12 protein-coding genes are annotated in these 19162 nt (G+C 58.4%); 8 read left to right on the plus strand and 4 right to left on the minus strand.

Translation table 11 applies throughout. The features are described 5' to 3' along the window. The first annotated feature begins 540 nt into the window (after positions 1-540). Positions 541-3087, plus strand: coding sequence for an HWE histidine kinase domain-containing protein (locus AC3WJP_RS23200; protein ID WP_493723220.1), 2547 nt, complete (start codon positions 541-543; stop codon positions 3085-3087). A gap of 24 nt (positions 3088-3111) precedes the next feature. Here the strand turns inward: AC3WJP_RS23200 and AC3WJP_RS23205 are convergent, their stop codons facing one another. From AC3WJP_RS23205 to AC3WJP_RS23215, 3 genes are all read right to left on the minus strand, one after another. Further along, positions 3112-4695 (minus strand): sensor domain-containing diguanylate cyclase, encoded by a 1584-nt coding sequence (locus tag AC3WJP_RS23205; protein WP_493723219.1) that lies wholly within the window; start codon positions 4693-4695, stop codon positions 3112-3114. A gap of 185 nt (positions 4696-4880) precedes the next feature. Next, complete coding sequence (locus AC3WJP_RS23210; protein ID WP_493723218.1) at positions 4881-5609, minus strand: CbtA family protein; 729 nt, start codon at positions 5607-5609, stop codon at positions 4881-4883. A gap of 15 nt (positions 5610-5624) precedes the next feature. Beyond that, positions 5625-5837: a CbtB domain-containing protein gene (locus AC3WJP_RS23215; RefSeq protein WP_493723217.1), complete on the minus strand. Its 213-nt coding sequence runs from the start codon at positions 5835-5837 to the stop codon at positions 5625-5627. A gap of 506 nt (positions 5838-6343) precedes the next feature. On the opposite strand from AC3WJP_RS23215, the gene AC3WJP_RS23220 reads away from it, so the two are divergent. The 7 genes from AC3WJP_RS23220 (at position 6344) to AC3WJP_RS23250 (ending at position 16707) form a co-directional block, all read left to right on the plus strand. After that, entirely contained in the window at positions 6344-6796 is a 453-nt protein-coding gene (locus AC3WJP_RS23220; RefSeq protein WP_493723216.1) for a (2Fe-2S)-binding protein, read from the plus strand. Between the two features lie 9 nt (positions 6797-6805). After that, positions 6806-9010, plus strand: coding sequence for a xanthine dehydrogenase family protein molybdopterin-binding subunit (locus AC3WJP_RS23225; protein WP_493723215.1), 2205 nt, complete (start codon positions 6806-6808; stop codon positions 9008-9010). Further along, positions 9007-10227: a c-type cytochrome gene (locus tag AC3WJP_RS23230; RefSeq protein WP_493723214.1), complete on the plus strand. Its 1221-nt coding sequence runs from the start codon at positions 9007-9009 to the stop codon at positions 10225-10227. Before AC3WJP_RS23225 ends, AC3WJP_RS23230 begins: the two co-directional genes overlap by 4 nt. A gap of 54 nt (positions 10228-10281) precedes the next feature. Beyond that, a complete protein-coding gene (locus AC3WJP_RS23235; protein WP_493723213.1) occupies positions 10282-11250 on the plus strand; it encodes an XdhC family protein in 969 nt (322 codons plus the stop codon). 606 nt (positions 11251-11856) lie between these two features. Then, positions 11857-13386, plus strand: a complete 1530-nt coding sequence (locus AC3WJP_RS23240) for an N-6 DNA methylase (protein WP_493723212.1) — start codon at positions 11857-11859, stop codon at positions 13384-13386. Further along, positions 13386-15608 (plus strand): sensor histidine kinase, encoded by a 2223-nt coding sequence (locus AC3WJP_RS23245; protein WP_493723211.1) that lies wholly within the window; start codon positions 13386-13388, stop codon positions 15606-15608. Before AC3WJP_RS23240 ends, AC3WJP_RS23245 begins: the two co-directional genes overlap by 1 nt. Next, positions 15598-16707: a hypothetical protein gene (locus AC3WJP_RS23250; protein ID WP_493723210.1), complete on the plus strand. Its 1110-nt coding sequence runs from the start codon at positions 15598-15600 to the stop codon at positions 16705-16707. The genes AC3WJP_RS23245 and AC3WJP_RS23250 overlap by 11 nt, the downstream gene beginning before the upstream one ends. 964 nt (positions 16708-17671) lie before the next feature. On the opposite strand, the gene AC3WJP_RS23255 is transcribed toward AC3WJP_RS23250, so the two are convergent. Beyond that, positions 17672-19150, minus strand: a complete 1479-nt coding sequence (locus tag AC3WJP_RS23255) for an APC family permease (RefSeq protein ID WP_493723209.1) — start codon at positions 19148-19150, stop codon at positions 17672-17674. Positions 19151-19162: the final 12 nt, after the last annotated feature.

Raw genomic sequence — 19162 nt, forward strand, 5'->3', positions numbered from 1 at the left:
GGCCCGCTGGGAACGATGCCGTCGGCTATTGCCCACAGGGGCTGCCAGAACAGGACATTGGCCAGCAGCCACGCCAGCCCGCGCTTGGGCAAGCCCCAGAACCGCTGCCTGGCTTGCAAGCGTGCCGAGGGTTGCCTGGCGAGGAACTCGAGGTGTTTGGCGTCCAAGTCGAGACTCCTGTCGCGAATGTCAAAAACGATTCGGGCAGAAGTAGAACAGGGGGGGTATTCGATAAAAATCGGACACTTCCTAGGCTTGTGTAGGACGTGTCCGAAGCTGTGTCAGAAGGTCAGATCAAGGTGGAAATAGCGCGCCGATGCCTTGGTGTAGGTCGAGGTCGAGGTCGAGGTTGACCAAAGCGCCGCCGAGACGTCGGCGATGGTTGATGCCGAATTGCGCTCCGGGTGGCGAGGCCTGTCTGCCGTAATAAAACCCAGGCGGTGACGTAGGCCAGTTCGAGGGATAGAATGCACCCTTTGTGGGTCCTAATACCCTCGGCAGTCATTCGGACGGCCGGTCTTTCGTCTGTCGGCAGGGCCAATGACTTCTGAAACGCGCGTCAACCTGAGCAACTGTGATCGCGAGCCGATCCAGATCCCGGGCAGCATCCAGCCACATGGCTGCCTGCTCGCCTGCGACGCGTCGGCGAGCATTGTCCTGCGCCACTCCGTCAATGCCCCGGACCTGCTGGGTTTGCCGAGGGATTTGAACGGTCGTCGGCTCGATGAGCTGTTCGGCGAAGAAGTCGCCCATACCTTGCGCAACTCGCTGGCGCGGACCAAGGAGGCATCGCGGCCGGCGTTGACCTTCGCTCTGACGCTGGCCACGGGACAGGTGTTCGACGTCGCCGCCCATCTGTTCAAGGGTACCGTCATCATCGAATTCGAGCCGTGCGGCGCCAGCGTCGCCGAGCCGATAGAACTGGCCCGCACCGTCATCGCTCAGGTTCGCGAGATCGATCGTACCGACAAGCTGTTCCGCGATGCCGCGCGGTTTGCCCGGGCCATGCTCGGCTACGATCGGGTGATGATCTACCAGCTCGGCCCCGACGGCGCCGGCAAGGTCATCGCCGAGGCCAAACGCGGCGACCTGGAGAGTTTTCTCGGACAATATTTCCCGGGCTCCGATATCCCCCAGCAGGCACGGGCGCTGTACCTGCGCAATCAGATTCGGGTCATCTCGGACGTCAGTGTCGCGACCGTCGCCCTGGAACCTGTGCTCGATCTGTCCGGCGAGCCGCTGGACCTGTCCTACGCGCACCTGCGCAGCGTGTCGCCGGTGCACTGCGAGTACCTGAGCAACATGGGCGTGGGCGCCTCGATGTCGATCTCGATCATCGTCAACGGCGCGCTCTGGGGCCTGATCGCCTGCCACCACTACGCGCCAAGGGCCTTGACCATGGGCCAGCGGGTCGCGGCCGAGATGTTCGGCGAGTTCATCTCCCTGCATATCGAGACCTTGCGTGCCCGGCAAACGCTGGAAGCCGCCGCCCACGCTCGACTGGTGCTAGACGGCGTGTTGCGCGACGCCAACCGGGCCACGGATATCGACGAATTCTTGCGTTCGCGGCTGTCCGATTTCAAAGCGCTGATCCCCTGTGACGGTATCGGCATGTCTTTGGAGGGGCGCTGGTCGGCCGAGCAACTGACGCCGCCCAAGGGCGCGATGCCGGATTTGCTGCGCTTCGCCGAGAGCGTCGCCGAAGGCCGCACTTGGGCGTCCCATCACCTGTCGATGGCCCATGCGCCGGCCCGCGACTATGCGGTCGACGTCTCGGGGATGCTGGTCATTCCGATGTCGCAGCACCCCAGGGACTACCTGCTGCTGTTTCGCAAGGAGGTGGTCGAGACCCTCGACTGGGCCGGCGATCCGAACAAGACCTACCAGAGCGGCGCGCTCGGCGAACGCCTGACCCCGCGCAAGAGCTTCGCGATCTGGAAGGAGACAGTCCATCAGCAGTCACAGCCCTGGACCGAGCAGGACCGGCAATTCGGCGAGGCCATTCGCGCGGCGATCGTCGAGGTGGCGCTGCACAACAGCGAGCTGCTGGCCAGCGAGCGCGCCAAGGCCGACGTACGCCAGCGGATGCTCAACGAAGAGCTCAACCATCGGGTCAAGAATATTCTCGCGCTGATCGGTGCACTGGTGGCCCATCCCACCGCCGAGGGCCAGACCCTCAATGGCTACGTAGCCACCTTGAAGGGGCGCATCCAGGCGCTGTCGCTGGCCCACGATCAGGTGGTGCGGGGTGACGGCGGTGGCGGCCTGTCGGCGCTGCTGGACGCCGAACTGCTGCCGTACCGCACGCCCTCCAGCAGCATAGAAGTCAGCGGCCCGAACGTCGTGCTCGATGCCCGTGCCTATTCCGTGCTGGCGCTGGTGCTGCACGAATTGGCGACCAACGCCGCGAAGTACGGCGCGCTGTCCCGGGCCGGCGGCAAGCTTTCGATTACCTGGACCACCGATGCTGGTGGTGGCTGCGATATCGCCTGGCGCGAGAGCGACGGTCCGACGGTTCGCCCGCCGAGCCGCAGCGGCTTCGGCTCGGTGCTGATCGACCGCAGCATTCCCTTCGATCTTGGCGGCACCAGCACCGTCAAGTACCTGCCCGAAGGCATGCAGGGGTTCTTCAGGATCCCGGCCAGGCACCTTACCGTGGCTGAACCGCTCGAAGCCGTGGCCCCGGAATCGGCAATCGTTCAGTTGGCCGAGGATTTCGGTGATCTGGCCGATGCCTGCGTGCTGATCCTCGAGGACCAGTTGGTCATTGCAGTCGGGCTCGAGCAGATGCTCGCCAGTGCCGGCATCGAGGATGTCATCACCACCAGCTCCGAGGTCGAGACGACCAAGGTGCTGGCGACCCGCAGGCCCGATGTCGCAGTGCTGGACGTCAACCTGGGGACGGGCACCTCCATCGCCGTGGCCGAGGCGCTGATGCGACGCAATATCCCGTTCCTGTTCGCCACCGGTTACGGCGACAGCGTGATCATTCCCGGCCACCTGAAGCACGCCCCCGTGGTGCGCAAACCCTACGACGCGGCGTCGATTCTCACCCACCTGCAGCAGCTGATTCGTCCACGGGCCTGATCGCCTGGCAATCCTGGCGCCGTGTCAACCCAGGGTGCGCGGTCGCACGAACACTTCCAGCGCACTGTTGCCGATCGCCGAATGCCAGCGGTTGCGGCCGCTGTTCTTCGCCAGATACATGAAGGCATCCGCGGCCTTGATCAATCCGCCCGCGGTGACATCGTCGGACGTCGGCAAACTGGTGGCGATGCCGGCACTGACAGTGACGAAGCCCAGTGGCTGGTCGTTGTGCTCGATGTTCAATTCACGGATCGCGGTGAGGATTTCCTCGGCCAGCAGATTGGCGCCCTCACTAGTGGTATTGGGCAGCAGCACGCAGAACTCTTCACCGCCGTAGCGCACCGCCAGATCCGCCGGGCGCTTGAGGCTGTGGCGAATCGCGCCGGCAATGCTGCGCAGGCAGTCGTCGCCCGCAGCGTGGCCGTATCTGTCGTTGAAACGCTTGAAGTAGTCGACGTCGAGCATGATCAGGGCGATGGCCGCACCCTCGCGCCTGGCCCGGCAGATCTCCTGGCTCAGCACCATGTCCAGCTTGCGCCGGTTGCCCAGCCCGGTGAGGCTGTCCGTCAGCGCCATCTCCTGCATCGCCAGATTGGCGCGGCGCAGATCGTCTTCGGCGCTGATGCGCTTGCGCAGTTGTTTGATCAGGACCAGCCCGAAGGCCAGCAGGGTGGCTATCAGCACCAGCGAATACATGCTGGTCTTGAGTACATCCTGGCGCCAGGGCCCGATGATCGATTCGCGCGACAGGCCCGCTTCGGCGACCAGGGGATAGCTGGTCAGCGCGCGAAAGCCGTAGAGGCGATCGACGCCGTCGATTATGGCCCGGGCTTCGGCGGTGCCGGTGTCGGAGGTCGGCAGATAGCGCTTGAAGATGTCTCCCTCGGCCAGGCTCTTCTCGGTGACGCTCTTGATGAAAGGGCGTCTGACCAGTATCCGGCCGTTACGCAGGGCCAGCACCAGCGTGCCCTTGCCATCGATCTTGAAGTCGCCGTAGTAATCGACGAAATAGCTGACCTTGATGGTGCCCAGCAGGACGCCGGCGAACGACCCGTCGGGGTTGTCCAGGCGCCGTGATACCGGAATGACCAGCTCGCCCGTGGAACGGCTGGTGATCACCTCGCCGATGCGCACGCGGCGATCGCTGTGGGTACGGTGATAGATGAAGTAGTCGCGGTCGGCGTTGTTCACCCCGGCTGGTGTGGCGGTTTTGTCGGTGACTATCCATTGGCCGTCCGGGCCGTAGACGAACAGGCCATTGAGCTGCGGCATGATCCTGGCTTGCTGGACCAGCAAACCATGGGTGCGCACCACATCCAGATGGGTCAGGCCGTCGCCTTCGATCCGCTCCGCCAGGGCGTCGGTGAGTACATCGACCTGGCGCACGGCGTCCTCCGCGTGCTGCGCGGTGGCACGCGCCAGATTGGTCACCGAATCGTTGGCCGTGGCGAAGGCCTGTTGGTAGTCCCGCCAGGCACGCCAGCCCTCGACACCGACGAACATGAAGATCACCAGCGCGATGAACCATACGGTCGGCCGAATGATCGCCGTGGGGCTGCCCGTGGGCGCGTGAGCGTCTTGTGCGGCTTCGGGGGGGCGTCCTGGCATGCAGATTCTCCTGGGGCAGTTGTTTACCGCCGTAACGCCTGAGAGTCTAATTCGGCAGGATTGCCGGAGCCAAGTGAGATGTCAGGCGTTCTCTCTCTGAGGGGCGCCAGGTCAGGAAGTTTTAACGGATCGACGACCGTCACGAGGCTGCATTGCGCAGCCTCGCGATACTTGCCGGCCCGGGATCAGGCGCTGACTGCCTTGCCGGCCGGGTACAGCGCACGCTCGGCAACGCTGCCGAAGATCAGCCCCAGGCTGGTCCACAGCACCAACTGGATGCCCAGCGCGGCGGTGCGGAATTTCCACAGCAGCACAGCGGAAAAGTGCTCAGGAACTTCATCGATGACCGGGAACAGATAGCCGGCCACCGCGACGATCAGCAGATACAGGGCCACACCGGCGATAGCGCCGTTCCACAGGCCGGAACGGGCGATCACCTTGCGCGCGGTATTGAAGGCGATCACCGCTGCAGCCACCGAGACCAGAATCATCAGAAAGAACAGCTTGGTGCGCTGGCCGATGGTGTCCGGATCGCCGACCGAAGGCGGGTTGGGCGGATAAATCAGGCCAGGGACGACGAACACCACCACAAACGCCGCCAGTGCCAGCAGCGCGGCCAGGCCACGGGGGCCGACCCTGCCGATGCGGCCCAGGGCGTACGCGAACACCAGGGCGAAGATGCCGCCCAGAGCGACGCTGTACACCACGACCCCGGTCAGCAGGCCGAAGCTGGCCTGGACTTCGCGGCTGACCAGTTCTGGCTCTTCTGCTTCACCGTGCATGTGCGCCATGCTGCCTTCGAAGGCGATGGCGCGATCCACTTGCGGCTCACCGAAGACTTTGGCAAAACCGAAAGCCAGCAGGCCGGCGATCAGACCAACAAGCATGCCCCTGACGAGTAAACGACCAGTCATGTCTTTTACTCCGAATCAGTGGCAAGGAAAGCCGAGCAGGTGGCGACCGTCGTGCACGAATTCGTGAACGTACATGCCTTTGAACAGGGCGGTAGCACCTTGCTCGGCGCCGACGAAATACAGCGCCAGCATCAGCAGCAGGCCGCCGAAGATCGCCCAGGGCAGAATTTCGCCCAAGGGGATGGCAGGGATGGAAACGTCGGTAGATGACGAAGCGGTATAAGACATGATGACCTCTGGGGATTGCGCGTCCCGGCTTGGGTGTAAGGGGCGGAGGAAGGTCTGGCTTTCGGCAGGGAGCCGACTACAGTGGCGCGACCGCGTCGGTTTTTGACCGACTTCTTTCTCCGTAACATTTTGATAAAGCGCGCCCAGTGTACGCGGTCGTCCAGCGGATAGCGATTGGCCGCACTGGGTGGGTCGCAGCAGTGCTTTGGCCGATTGCTTCAGGGGCGTGCGTTACCCCAACGATTCACTTTCGCCGCCTGCCGACGGGCAGGCTGAAAAGGTTGCGTTGCGCCTGTTCGAGTCGGTCGATCAGGCGCGTGCCAGCGACGTTGCGATCCCCTTGCGCACGAAATTTTTGGTTGTATATCCTTTGCGACCGTTACATCATTCCCACCAGTAACCAAATATTTCAAGGCTGATCCGCACGTACGGGTCGGCCATCGTTCGTGCTGGTGGCGTTGTTGCAGCCCCAGGCACGAACCCCGTGATTCACGCTTGAGGCTGACATGCAGACACTATCGATCAACGGCCAGGACCAGGTCGTGGATGTCCCTGAGGACATGCCGCTGCTGTGGGTACTGCGCGACGTGCTGGGTTTGACTGGCACCAAATACGGTTGTGGTATCGCCCAGTGCGGCGTGTGCACGGTGCATCTGGATGGCAAGGCGGTGCGCTCCTGCGTATTGCCGGTCAGCGATGCCGTCGGGCACCAGATCACCACCATCGAAGCCATCGGCCAGACGCCGGTCGGCCAGGCCGTGCAAGGCGCATGGTTGGCTCACGAGGTGGTGCAGTGCGGTTACTGCCAGTCCGGTCAGATCATGGCCGCGGTGGCGTTGCTGCAAACCCATCCCGAGGCGGACGATCAGCAGATCGTCAACGGCATGTCCGGCAACATGTGCCGATGCGCCACCTACACGCGCATTCGCGCGGCGATCAAAAGTGTCAGCAAAGCCTGAGGATTACCCATGTCGACAGTCAACAAGACGCCTGGCGGTGTATCCCGTCGTGGCGTGCTCAAAGGTGGCGCGACCTCCTTCGCCGGCCTGCTGATCTCGGCCTGGTTGCCGCCGTTGGTGCCGCGCAGCGCAGCCGCCGATGCAGCTGCCGCCGGGCGCGGTGCGGCGGCTGCCGGCAGTGGCTTCGGTGCTTTTGTACGGGTCGGTCAAGACGGTCACGTCACCGTGATCTCACCCAAGATCGAGATGGGCCAGGGCGTGCAGACCGGCATCGCGATGATGGTCGCCGAAGAGCTGGAAGTCGGCATGGATCAGGTCAGCATCGAAGAGGCACCGCCCAGTGCGCTGTACATCGATTCGCTGTTGCAGTTCCAGGCCACCGGCGGTTCGTCCTCGACCCGCTTCACCTGGGAGCCGCTGCGCAAGGCCGGCGCCAGCGCGCGGATGGTGCTGATCCAGGCGGCGGCGATTCGCTGGAATGTCGCCCCCAGCCAGTGCCTTGCCGAACGCGGCGTGGTCTTCGGCCCTGCAGGACAGCGAGCCGACTATGGCTCGCTGGTCGAGGCGGCGGCTGCTTTGCCGCTGCCGACCGAGGTGCCGCTCAAGCGCATCGAAGATTTCAAACTGCTGGGCAAGCCGACCCAACGCCTCGATACCCCGGACAAGGTCAACGGCAAGGCGCGCTTCACCATCGATCTGCAGATCCCCGGCATGCTGATTGCCTCGTCGCTGACCTGTCCGGTCTACGGCGGCACCTTGCGCAGCGTCGACGAAGGCGCGGCGCGGCAAGTGCCTGGAGTGCGCGATGTGATCAAGCTGGCCAACGCGGTGGCGATCACGGCGAGCAACTTCTGGGCCTGCCAGCAGGGTCTCAAGGCGCTGCGCATCGACTGGGACCTGGGTGAACACGCCACAGGCGACTCGCTGCAACTGGACAAGGCGCTGCTGGCGGCCAGCTCCGGCGACGGCGTGGTGGCCAAGCACGAGGGCGATATCGCCGCTGCGCTAGGCAGTGCCAAGAGCCAGTTCGAAGCTGTCTATGAACAGCCGTTTCTGTCGCATTCGCCTCTCGAACCGATGACCTGCGTCGCCCATGTGCGCAGCGATGCCTGCGAGCTGTGGGTCGGTACCCAGGCGCCGATGTTCGCTCAGGCGGGCGCGGCCAGGATCAGCGGCCTCAAGCCTGAGCAAGTGATCATCCACAACCAGCTCATCGGCGGTGCCTTCGGGCGCCGGCTCGAGTCGGACTTCATCTTCCAGGCGGTGGATATCGCCCGCCAGCTGGACTACCCGATCAAGCTGATCTGGAGCCGCGAAGAGGACATGACCCACGACCGCTACCGGCCGCACTACGTCGATCGCCTCAACGCGGCGCTCGACGATGAGCTGCGGCCGGTCGGCTGGGATCACCGCATCGCCGGCGCCTCGGTGATCGCGCAATTCATCGGCAAGCTGCCGGACAGCGGCATCGATGCCGACGCGGTGGAAACCTCCATCGAGCCGATCTATGCCCTCAAGCACCTGCAAGTGCGCTACGTGCGCGAAGAGCCCAAGGTCATTCCGGTTTCCTGGTGGCGTGGTGTCGGTCCGCTGCGGGCGACCTATGCGCTGGAAAGCTTCATCGACGAGTTGGCGCACAACGCCAAGGTCGACCCGGTGGCCTATCGCATGGGCCTGCTGCAGGCGCAGCCGCGCGCCCAGGCGGTGCTCAAACTGGTGGCGGAGAAGGTCGGCTGGGATAACCCGCTGCCCGCCGGTACCGGTCGCGGCGTCTCGGTCGCCAACGTGTTCGGCAGTTACATCGCCACCGTGGTAGAGCTGCAAATGCACGGTGAACGCGGCTTGCGCATCAATCGGCTGGTGTCGGCGATCGACTGCGGTTTCGTCACCAACCCGACCTCGGTGCACTCGCAAATCGAAGGCGGCACCTTGTTCGGCCTGTCGGCGGCGCTGTTCAACGAGGTGCTGATCGAAAAAGGCCAGGTCATGCAGAACAATTTCCACCACTACCGGCAGATCCGCATGAGTGATGCGCCGCCGGTGGAGGTGCATCTGATCAACAGCCTGGAAAGCCCTGGCGGCGTCGGCGAGACCGGCGCCGTGCCGGTCGCCGCCGCGCTGGTCAATGCCCTGCACGCGGCGTCCCATGCGCGGGTGCGGCGTTTGCCACTGAGCCGTTCCGGCTACTTCACCGTACAAGGAGCGATGGCATGAAGGCCTACAAGATCGCCCTCGCGCTGTTCGGTGCCAGCCTCTGGCATGCCGCCCAGGCTGACGACGGCACCGCGATGAGCAAAGGCGAGTACCTGACCCGCGCCGCCGACTGCGTCGCCTGCCACACCACCGTAGGTGGCAAGCCTTTCGCGGGCGGCCTGGCGTTCAAGCTGCCGTTCGGCACCCTGTATTCGCCCAACATCACCGCCGACCCGGACACCGGCATCGGCAAGTGGAGCGATGACGACTTCGTCAGCGCCGTGCAGCGGGGCGTGGGCAAGGACGGCAAGCATTATTACCCGGCGTTCCCGTACACCTCCTACAGCAAGATGCCGCGCGACGAGATCCTCGCCATCAAGGCCTATCTGTTCAGCCTGCCGCCGGTCAAGCAGGCGCCGAAGGACAACGACATTTCGTTCCCCTTCAACCAGCGCTGGGGCATGTGGTTCTGGAACACGGTGTTCCTGGACAACAAACCCTTCGTCGCCGACCCCAAGCAGTCGGCACAGTGGAACCGTGGTGCCTATCTGGTCGAAGGGCCGGGCCACTGTGGCGAGTGCCACTCGCCGCGCAACTTCGCCCAGGCGGTGGATCAGAGTCAGTCCCTGGCCGGCACCATGTTGGGCAACTGGCGCGCCTACAACATCAGCTCCGATGCCCAGTACGGCATCGGCGCCTGGCCGCAGGAAACCCTGGTCAAGTACTTCGCGACCGGCCAGGCACCTGGCTACGGTATGGCGGGTGGGCCGATGAGCGATGTGATCGAGCACAGCCTGCGCTACCTCACGCCTGAAGATCAGCTGGCGATGGCGGTGTACCTCAAAAGTGCTCCGGCACGGGCCACGGGTGTGGCCAGGCCGAGTCTTGAAGTGCGCGAGCCGGCAGCCGTGGCCGGCGACGGCCTGGGCTTGAAGGTGTTCAACGATGCTTGCGCGGCGTGTCACCGGGCAGACGGGCAAGGGAACAATAGCCCGATCGCGACACTCTCAGGCCTTAAGACGCTGAACGATCCCGAGGGCTCCAATCTGATCGGGGTGCTGCTCAGCGGCCACAACGATGCAGTGCGCAGCGATCAACGCATGCCTGACTTCGCCAAGGGTTACAGCAACCAAGAGCTGGCGGCAGTCAGCACCTACCTGCTCAACCGCTTTGGCCAGTCCGGTGCACGCATCACGCCACAGGATGTAGCCAAGAGTCGCGAGCTGGGGCTGCACTGATCACGGTCAGGGTTCGTCCGCTCCGGCCTTATGTCGACTTGAGGGTTTGAGGTAATGAAACAGCTTGATCTTCAAGTCATACAGCAGGCCCGGGCATGGATCGCCGAGGGCAGGCCGGTCTGGCTTTCCACCGTCATCACCACCTTCGGCTCGGCGCCACGTGGCCCGGGGGCGATGCTGGTGTGCCTGAGCGATGGCCGGCATTGTGGTTCGCTGTCGGGCGGCTGTGTCGAGGAAGACTTCCTCGCCCGGGTGGGCGAGGATTTCTTCCGCCCGGTCAGTCAGGTGGTGCGCTACGGCGAGGGCGGCCTGGCGCCGACGCGGGCATTGCCCTGCGGCGGCGTGCTGGATGTGCTGGTCGAGCACCTGGCGCCGAGCGCCGAAACCGATGCCCATCTTGAGGCCATCGAAGCGGCCTTTGCCGGTGCCTCACTGATTACTCGTCAGGTGCTGCTGGGCTCCGAGCATCGGCGTGTCAGGCCGGCGGACATGGACGTGCCCAAGGTCGAGGTCGGTAGCGAGCAGGTCACGATCCGCATCGGTGCTGTCCAGCGCCTGCTGCTGGCCGGGTTATCGCCGGTCGCGCAGTTCTGTGCCAGCTTCGGCCTGGCGTTGGGTCATGAAGTGATCGTCTGTGATCCGCGCAAGGAGTTGCTCGCCGGCTTTACCCTGCCTGGTGTAGAAGTGCTCGAGGTGCTGCCGGCGGTGTACATCGCCAACGGTGGCTGCCATGCCTCCACGGCAGTGGTGGCCTTGACCCACGATCCGCGCCTGGACGACTTGACGCTGATCGAGGCGGTGCGCACGCCGGCGTTCTACATCGGCGCCATGGGCTCGCAACGCACCAGCAGCAAGCGCTTCGAACGCCTGGCGCGTATCGGCGGGCTTGACGACGCGACCCTGCAACGCATTCATGCTCCCATCGGCTTGCGCCTGGGCAGCAAGACTCCGGCCGAGATCGCCATGGCGGTCATGGCGGATATCCTGCGAGTGTCCAACGGGATCGAACGTCACGCGTTGTGATCTCGCTTCAAGCTGACCAGCGGTCGCTGGGTGCTCCTTGCGCAAGTCCGAGAAATTTAGCGTAGGACCATGAGGAGGGGGATCATCTAGCCGACTAATATTCCGATGGTCGTGCTGAGCGCCCACCGCCTTTTGAGATTCGATCCACAGCGGAGCGCCGCATCTCTATGCGCTCGCAGTAGTAGCTTCCTGCCGACTAGTAAGCGCTTAGCAAGAGCTCCGGCCTGTTGATGCCAGGCAGGCTTCTAGCATTGCTGTGGCGCAGGTGAGTCCCCGAAACCTTGTGCCGGGATTCATCCTCAGGTCGAATGAGTGCTTCGTCGCAAGGCCTGCACTGGTATCGTTGGTTTGGTTACGCCTGGTGACACATGGGTGACATGGGGTAGAAAATCCCCTTTTTAGCTTACATCAGGCTCCGCTCAGAGAATTTTTTGAGGATTGGCGGGGAAAAATGGACTAAAAATCTCGACCCGAGCGAGTTCGTTGCTGAGAACCGCCCCCCAGAGCTATGGTACCCTTCTACTAGGTACCTGATAACAGTGCGTATAACCGGTTTATACTGATATGAGTTTGGATGCAGCTTCAATACAGGACGATATACCAAAAATGTCCCGTACTAAACTTTTAGGAGCGTTCTACACACCGACCCAGACTGCGGAGTCGTTGGCCCGCTGGGCTATTAGGACAGGCTTCGAGTCTGTATTAGAGCCTAGTGTTGGATCAGGGGCGCTTATAAAGGCGGTTATAAACCAGGCTGATCGTATAAACGGCCAATCAAAATGCAAGGTTCTTGCGTTTGATATAGATCCTAAGGCGGTAAGCTTAGTCGTTTCTCAGCGGTTATCCGCAACTATGGTAATACATGCGGATTTTCTTTTGCAATGTGCGACGGACTTCGAACAGGTCGACGTCGTAATTGCAAATCCTCCATTCATACGACATCACGCCATTGAGAAAAAACTAAGGGAGAGCCTTAGGCGCAGATTCGATGTTCCGGGTATGGCAGGTCTTTGGGCCTCCTTTATTCTGCATTCATTAAGTTTTCTGAAGCGAGGTGGACGCTTAGCAACTATTGTTCCTCGATCTGTACTTTTTACCAAGCATGGTGAAGAGTTTATGCAGAAACTGTGTAGTCACTTTAAACAAATCGGGATTTATGAATTTATTGATCGCCCGTCTTGGAGTACGCATGCAGAAGAGGCAGGAGCGGTAATCCTCGGGGAAGGGTTTGGGCTAGGGCGGACTGATAAGTATTTAAAAGGAGTTGTTGCCGAAAACGGTATACCAATGGTTAAGGTAGTCGATGACAGCTCGGAGTTCTCCAGGATAAGTACTTATGCGTGTTTGCTGGGAGCTATCGCGAAAATCTCAATCGGTGCGGTCACTGGTAGGAATAAAATATTTTTGATCTCTGAGCTTGATAGGGTGGCTGCCGGTATCAGTAGAGATGATGTAATGCCTGTGGTTTCTCGGTCAAAGCATGTATTTGGCACGAAGGTTACGAAATCAGATCTTTTGTCTCTTGCCAAAGGCGGCGAGCGAACATGGTTGCTCAAGCCCAGAAAACTGACCCCTTCCTTGAACTTGTATCTTAGTGCAATCTCAGTGCACGAGCGCGAGTCTGTAGTTTGGTTTAAAAAAAGACGCCCTTGGTGGCTGGTTCAGACAGACATTGATTATGACGCCGTTTTGACATATATGAACGATACTGGTCCTCGCATTGCGTTGCTAGATCCGTGCATTGTGTGTACTAATACTTTGCACAAGTTGACCTTTTTGGAGGGGGTATCCGCCGCTCAAAAGCGATCTGCTGTATTGGGGTTGTTGTCAACATTCGGGCAAGTTGCCGCCGAGAAAATAGGTCGAGCTTACGGTGGCGGCGTTCTTAAATTCGAGATTGGCGAGGCTAGGCGGTTGCCGGTGTTATGCGAGGGAATTGAGTTTGATGAAAATACTTTTTCTGTAGCTGATCAACTCATGCGCCTCGGTAAAAAAGAAGAGGCTCGCGAGCTAATAGACGAGGTTTTTATGCCAGTCATATTTGGTGATGAATGGAAACATGCGCAAGCTAAGCTGCTTGATGAGCTGACGCTACTTCGCATTGGCAGACGTGGCACCCGAAGCAAGGAGCTATGATGGAAGGAATTCACAGATTTTACGCGGATGCAGCAATCATAAACCGGCTTGGCAGGGAGCTTGTAGCTAAGCAAGAGACCGCGCTTATAGAATTAGTAAAAAACAGCTACGATGCAGACGCCTGGCAGGTAACGGTATTATTCGGACAGGGCGTTTCAGGAGAGTATCTAGAGATCACTGATAACGGCGCCGGAATGTCTCGTGATGAGTTGGTCGACGGGTTTTTAAGACTTGCAAGCGATCTAAAAGTAAAAAATCCGCTTTCTCCTATTTTCGGCCGCCAACGTGCCGGTCGCAAAGGCATAGGGCGCTTTGCAACCCAGCGTTTGGGTGACAAACTTGTACTTTTAACAAAGAAAGATGGTAGTGTCGGCCTTAAACTACAGGTTGACTGGAAAGAGTTTACTGCAGGAAGAGAACTTGGTGATGTCACGGTTGAAGTTTCGGAAGTAGATCTGGAACATGCAGGCACAGTTCTACGGATTGAAGAGCTTCATGACGAATGGACTGAGTCTCAGTTTAGGCGGTGCTGGCGCGGTGTATTGGCACTTCAGCAACCATTCCCTGTCGCGCCCATTCAAACTATGTCATCTAATCCAGCGTTATTGGTTAATGATCCAGGTTTTTCGGTGCGTTTCTTAAAAGGGAATAATCTCTATTCCGATGATGTAGTTGTAGCAGATTTACAGACAGAGATATTAAATCATCTCCATGCCGTTATCGAGTTAAAGGTAGAGGGCGATGGGTATGCTTTTTGGAGGATATCGAAAAGTAAGTTTGGTGATAGTACTGAATGGACAGCGATTAATACTGATTTCCGAGACAGTATAGATCCTCCCCCTTATAAGTATTTGAGAAATGCGTGGATGAAGGCGCACCATGTGATTCTAGATCCGAATTTATTGCCGTCTTTAGTATACTCACGAATCAGGGATGAACTTGGTAAATATGGCGGGATAAAATTATACCGCAATGGCTTCAGGGTTGTACCATATGGAGATTCTGGAAATGATTGGCTAGGGCTCGACGAGATATATTCACGCAGGAGTTTGCTTGGCCCTTTTGCAAATCGAAATTTCTTTGGGGTTATAGAAGTCCGAGATGTTGAAGGGGATCTTTTCGATGAGCACACTTCCCGTGAGGGATTGATAGAGACGCCAGCCTTAGTTGAATTAATTGAGCTAGCTTCTTCGGTTCTAATAACGGCAGTAAGCCGAATTCAAGAGGAAAGGGGACGAAAAGTTAGGGCGGGCTCACGCTCGCCGGTCCTTAATAATGATCCTATTTCTGAAATAAATAGAATTGAAACTGCCATTCTGTCCACCCAAAAAGCCGTACAGAAAGCGGCCATCGAATCTCCATCAGTTGCAGCAACCGAAGCAGCTGAAAATGTCGCCAATGCGGTTGGAATAGTAGCCTCGGCGAAAAAACAGATAGAAGTAGCGCATGCGCAATTAGCAGACGAATCTTCTATGCTTCGTTTTCTCGCCACACTCGGAATGACTACTGCGGAATTTAGCCACGAAACTGGTATGACGTTTGATGCATTTCGTTTTGACTTTGAGCGGGTGTTTGAAGTTGCAGTTATGTCAAGTTCCGATGTAGTGTTTTTAGAGCAGGCAGGCCGTGCAAAAACTATGCTTGCTAGACTAGATACTTTGACATCCTATCTAAATGCATTAGCCGGTGCTCGCTCGGCCCGAGGTATGACTTCGTTAAGCCTCTGCAAAGCCGTTGAAAGCTTTGCGCTCGGGATAAAGTCTCAGGCAGAAGCAACGGGCATACGTCTTGAGGTCAGCGTTCCACCTTTTGATCCGCTATATACTAAGCCTATTCATGAGGCCGAGCTGGCTTCAATGCTTTTGAATTTTTATACGAATGCAGTGAAGGCGTTAAAAAGGTCAAGCAATGAGCGCAAGATACTCGTAATTGCCGATCGCGATCCAACTAAAGAGTCTTATCTTCGTCTAAGATTTTGCGATAGCGGGGATGGAGTGCCAGTTGAAAATAGAGAGCGTATATTTGAAGCTTTCTTCACCACTCGATCTGCGCCGCCTAGTAGTGCGTCTGATGCGGAACATGCAAAAGGTACTGGGCTTGGTTTGTGGATAGTTCGCCAAATTGTAGAAAATTCGAACGGCGAAATATATCTTTCTGACGCGCCGAGCGGTTACTCAACATGTATTGAATTAATTCTGCCGAGTGAAGAACATGGACTATGAAGATGTCTGGATTTTTGTTGACGATGCTCCTCTGGAGGCTGAAGCTTTTGCTGCTCAATTACGCGATGCAGGTATCGGCAAGATAGAGGTTATGTCCCCTGCGGATGCTAGAGTTAATATTTTATCTGCCCTTCGGCGCCCTGCTGGAGTGTTAATGGATGTGGATTTATCTGCAGCAGCGGGAGAGACTGGAACTGGCCCCGGTATCGCACAAGATATACGTGTTAAGCAAAAATCCCGGAAGGTGTTAGAGTTTCCCGTAGTTAGGTTTGCGAGCCTTCCCCGGGTCTTGGATAACGTGACAGGTGATCCAAGTAGTGATGATTTATTTGATCTTAAAATCCAAAAAGAAGAAGTTAAGGGTGATATCGAAAATATTATCCAGCGGCTACGCGGTGTCAGGGAAATTTATGATGTGCTTGAGAGCTTTTCTACGGGTGATGAAAATGCAGTGGAGAGCATTTTAGACTGTACTCTCGAGCAAGCAAGCATGTGGGGGCATGAGGGGTTTAATTCCCGCCTGATGTCGTCGTTTACCGTTTCATCCCACGTTTCAGCAGCAGTAATTATTAGGTCATTCATAATGCCCATTGGTTTGCTGATTGATGAAAATGCTCTTGCTATTAGATTGGGTGTTGATGCTCTTAGATCTGGAGTGTATTGGTCGCAAGTACTTGAGTGTTTGGACTTTAAGTTTACGGGCATCGCTTCAGATTATTTTCCTCGGTGGTGGGCTCGCGGGTTAGAAGATTGGTGGTACAGTTCCATAAGCACGAAAGCCCCTTTAGTTGGATTGGAAATATCAGAGCGTTGTCGGCTCTTGCAGGAAGGGCTAAATATAAAAGGTCTCGTCCCTTTATTAATGCCTGATGGTAGTCCTGGAGAATGTCCTTGGCGGATGTGCGCTTTGAGCCTGGAGCATAATCCTGCCAGCATAGTCCCCGTTGATCCTATGTACGGTGTAAGGTTTACTCCACGTATAGATATCCCTGTATGGGTGGATCCTATGCAGGTTTCATTGAAGGAAGCGATGCAAAATAAATATGATTATCGCCTGAATCGATCTGACTTGGTGCGTATTCCAGCTAAGGTGAAATAGCTATGCCATGGAGCGAGTTTTCCAATGATCTTACCCTGTTCGCGGAGTCACTTGAGCGTTGCAGTGCAACAGAGAGGACAGCGTCGGATCTTCATGGTTTACTGACTTATTTTCGGAAGACATGGATAGCTGAGAGGACGGTCGATACTCAAGGAAAAGGGATATATATACCTCCGCCTAAGAAAAAGGGTCTATTTCCGAGACTTTCGTGTATTGAAGAGGCCGACATAAATTTTCATTTTTGCTTGGGCTCGGACTTTGAACTAGAGCATCTCCCGCGGAGGGCAGATTTCCAAGTTGCTGTTAAGGGAAGTCTTGAGCTGGAGAATAGCCTAATGCTTTTGGAGGATCATTGGAGGGTAGATAGCCACGACTTTCCAGATCCGCCGCCAAAGGAGCCGCACCCATATATCCACTTTCAGCGCGGCGGGCATGCCCTTGAGGCGTTTGCAAGTGCCCCGACTTTTGTTCCGGGAAAAGATCTACCCGAAATGGAAGGAGATTTATGGAAAGGTTCTATGCAGTCTCCTGGTCCTCGGATACCATTTCCTCCGCATTGTCCGATTCTGGCTATTGATTACGTGATAGGGCAGCACAATGGAGATACATGGAATACACTTAGATCCCTGCCTGAATATAGGCGTATAGTTAGCCATGCTCAAGCGCGTTTGTGGAATCCTTTTTTTGATGGACTAACGAAGCAGTCAGTTCGGGAGAGATGGATGGGGCCGGTATTCATATAATTGTGGAGTGATCTGGTTTTATTTGTGCGACCTATTTAAAAGGATAGCGCAAGTATTGGTTGTCTTAGTTTTTTGATTTAATTATTGTGGTGGTTATAAATTATCCATGCGATGGCTAAGGAGGCCTCCGCCTGCGGGAGCTCCTATCTGAGATATCAGCCTATAGCGGTACCGACCAGAGTCGGGGAAGGCACCGCTATTTCAACTATAGAATTAGCTATTCACTTCCAGATGGTCCAGGCATCCCCCGCCGGTGCAGTGCCCTTGTCATACGGCTTGGCCAGCCACATGTACAGCAGCCCCATACCTGTCACCACCACCGTGGTCACTACCATCGCGTAGTTCACGTACCAGGGCGCATCCGGCGTGCGCGGCCAGGCCATGTTGATGATCGCGCCGATGCCGTATAGCAACGCGCCGATGTTCACCGGCAGGCCCCAGGCGCCGAGGCTGAACTGGCCGCTGGGTTTCCAGCCGCGGGTGCGGGCGTAGAGCGCGGCGAGGACGATCATCTGGAAGGCCAGGTAGATGCCGATGGCGGCGAAGCTGACGATGGTGGCCACGGCGTCCTGCAGGAAAAAGCCGAGGATGATGATCAGCGCGGGCAGGATGCCGGCCACGAACAACGCGTTGACCGGCACCTGGGTGCTGGCCGACAGGCGTTTGAGCAGGCCGCTGCCGGCCACCATTTCATCCCGGGCGTAGGAGTACAACAGGCGGCTGGCGGCGGCTTGCAGGCTGATCACGCAGGAGATGAACGAGACCATCACCACGGCCATGATCACCCGCGAGCCGACGCTGCCGAAGGCGTTGTTGAGCACGGTGGTGACCGGGTCCTTGTCGGTGCCATTGATCACTGCTTGCATGTCCGGCACGGCGAGGATCAGCGCCAGGCAGGCGAACATCGCCGAGATGCCGCCGATCCAGATGGTCATGCGCATGGCCACCGGGATCTTCTTGCTTGGGTTGGGGGTTTCCTCGGCGACGTCACCGCAGGCTTCGAAGCCGTAGTAGAGGAACATCCCCGCCAGCGAGGCGGTCAGGAACGCCGGCAGGTAGGAGCCGTTGACGCTGATGTCAAAGGTGTTCAACAGCACGCTGAACGGCTGATGACGTTCGAAGATCAGCAGGTAGATACCGACGATCAAGGCGCCCACCAGTTCGCAGATGAAGCCGAACATGGCGATGCGTGCCAGCACCTTGGTGCCGCTGAGGTTGACCAGGGTGGCGAACAGGGTCAGCACCAGGGCGATGACGATGTTGGTGTCGTTGCTCGGCTCGAAGCCCAGCATCACCGCCAGATAAGGCCCGGCACCGACGGCCACGGCGGCGATGGTCACGCACAGGGCGATGGAGTAGATCCAGCCGACCATCCACGCCCAGCGCTTGCCCACCAGGCGTCGCGCCCAGGGGTACACGCCGCCGGAAATCGGAAACTGCGACACCACTTCGCCGAAGATCAGGCACACCAGCATCTGGCCGATGCCCACAAGCAGGTAGGCCCAGAACATCGGCGGGCCGCCTGCGGCCAGGCACAGGCCGAACAGGGTGTAGACGCCCACCACGGGAGAAAGGTAGGTGAAGCCCAGGGCGAAGTTTTCCCACAGGCTCATGCTGCGGTTGAAGTTGGAGGTGTAGCCCAGTTGCCTGAGCTGTTCGGCGTCGCGCTCGGCGGCGGCCATGTCCGGGGTGATGCTCATAAAGGTCTGTCT

This window comes from Pseudomonas sp. GW821-FHT01A09 (genome assembly GCF_058986725.1).

Coding starts and splice junctions, on each gene's coding strand:
- AC3WJP_RS23200 (WP_493723220.1), top strand. CDS start 541: ATGACTTCTGAAACGCGCGTCAACCTGAGCAACTGTGATCGCGAGCCG.
- AC3WJP_RS23205 (WP_493723219.1), bottom strand. CDS start 4,695: ATGCCAGGACGCCCCCCCGAAGCCGCACAAGACGCTCACGCGCCCACG.
- AC3WJP_RS23210 (WP_493723218.1), bottom strand. CDS start 5,609: ATGACTGGTCGTTTACTCGTCAGGGGCATGCTTGTTGGTCTGATCGCC.
- AC3WJP_RS23215 (WP_493723217.1), bottom strand. CDS start 5,837: ATGTCTTATACCGCTTCGTCATCTACCGACGTTTCCATCCCTGCCATC.
- AC3WJP_RS23220 (WP_493723216.1), top strand. CDS start 6,344: ATGCAGACACTATCGATCAACGGCCAGGACCAGGTCGTGGATGTCCCT.
- AC3WJP_RS23225 (WP_493723215.1), top strand. CDS start 6,806: ATGTCGACAGTCAACAAGACGCCTGGCGGTGTATCCCGTCGTGGCGTG.
- AC3WJP_RS23230 (WP_493723214.1), top strand. CDS start 9,007: ATGAAGGCCTACAAGATCGCCCTCGCGCTGTTCGGTGCCAGCCTCTGG.
- AC3WJP_RS23235 (WP_493723213.1), top strand. CDS start 10,282: ATGAAACAGCTTGATCTTCAAGTCATACAGCAGGCCCGGGCATGGATC.
- AC3WJP_RS23240 (WP_493723212.1), top strand. CDS start 11,857: ATGTCCCGTACTAAACTTTTAGGAGCGTTCTACACACCGACCCAGACT.
- AC3WJP_RS23245 (WP_493723211.1), top strand. CDS start 13,386: ATGGAAGGAATTCACAGATTTTACGCGGATGCAGCAATCATAAACCGG.
- AC3WJP_RS23250 (WP_493723210.1), top strand. CDS start 15,598: ATGGACTATGAAGATGTCTGGATTTTTGTTGACGATGCTCCTCTGGAG.
- AC3WJP_RS23255 (WP_493723209.1), bottom strand. CDS start 19,150: ATGAGCATCACCCCGGACATGGCCGCCGCCGAGCGCGACGCCGAACAG.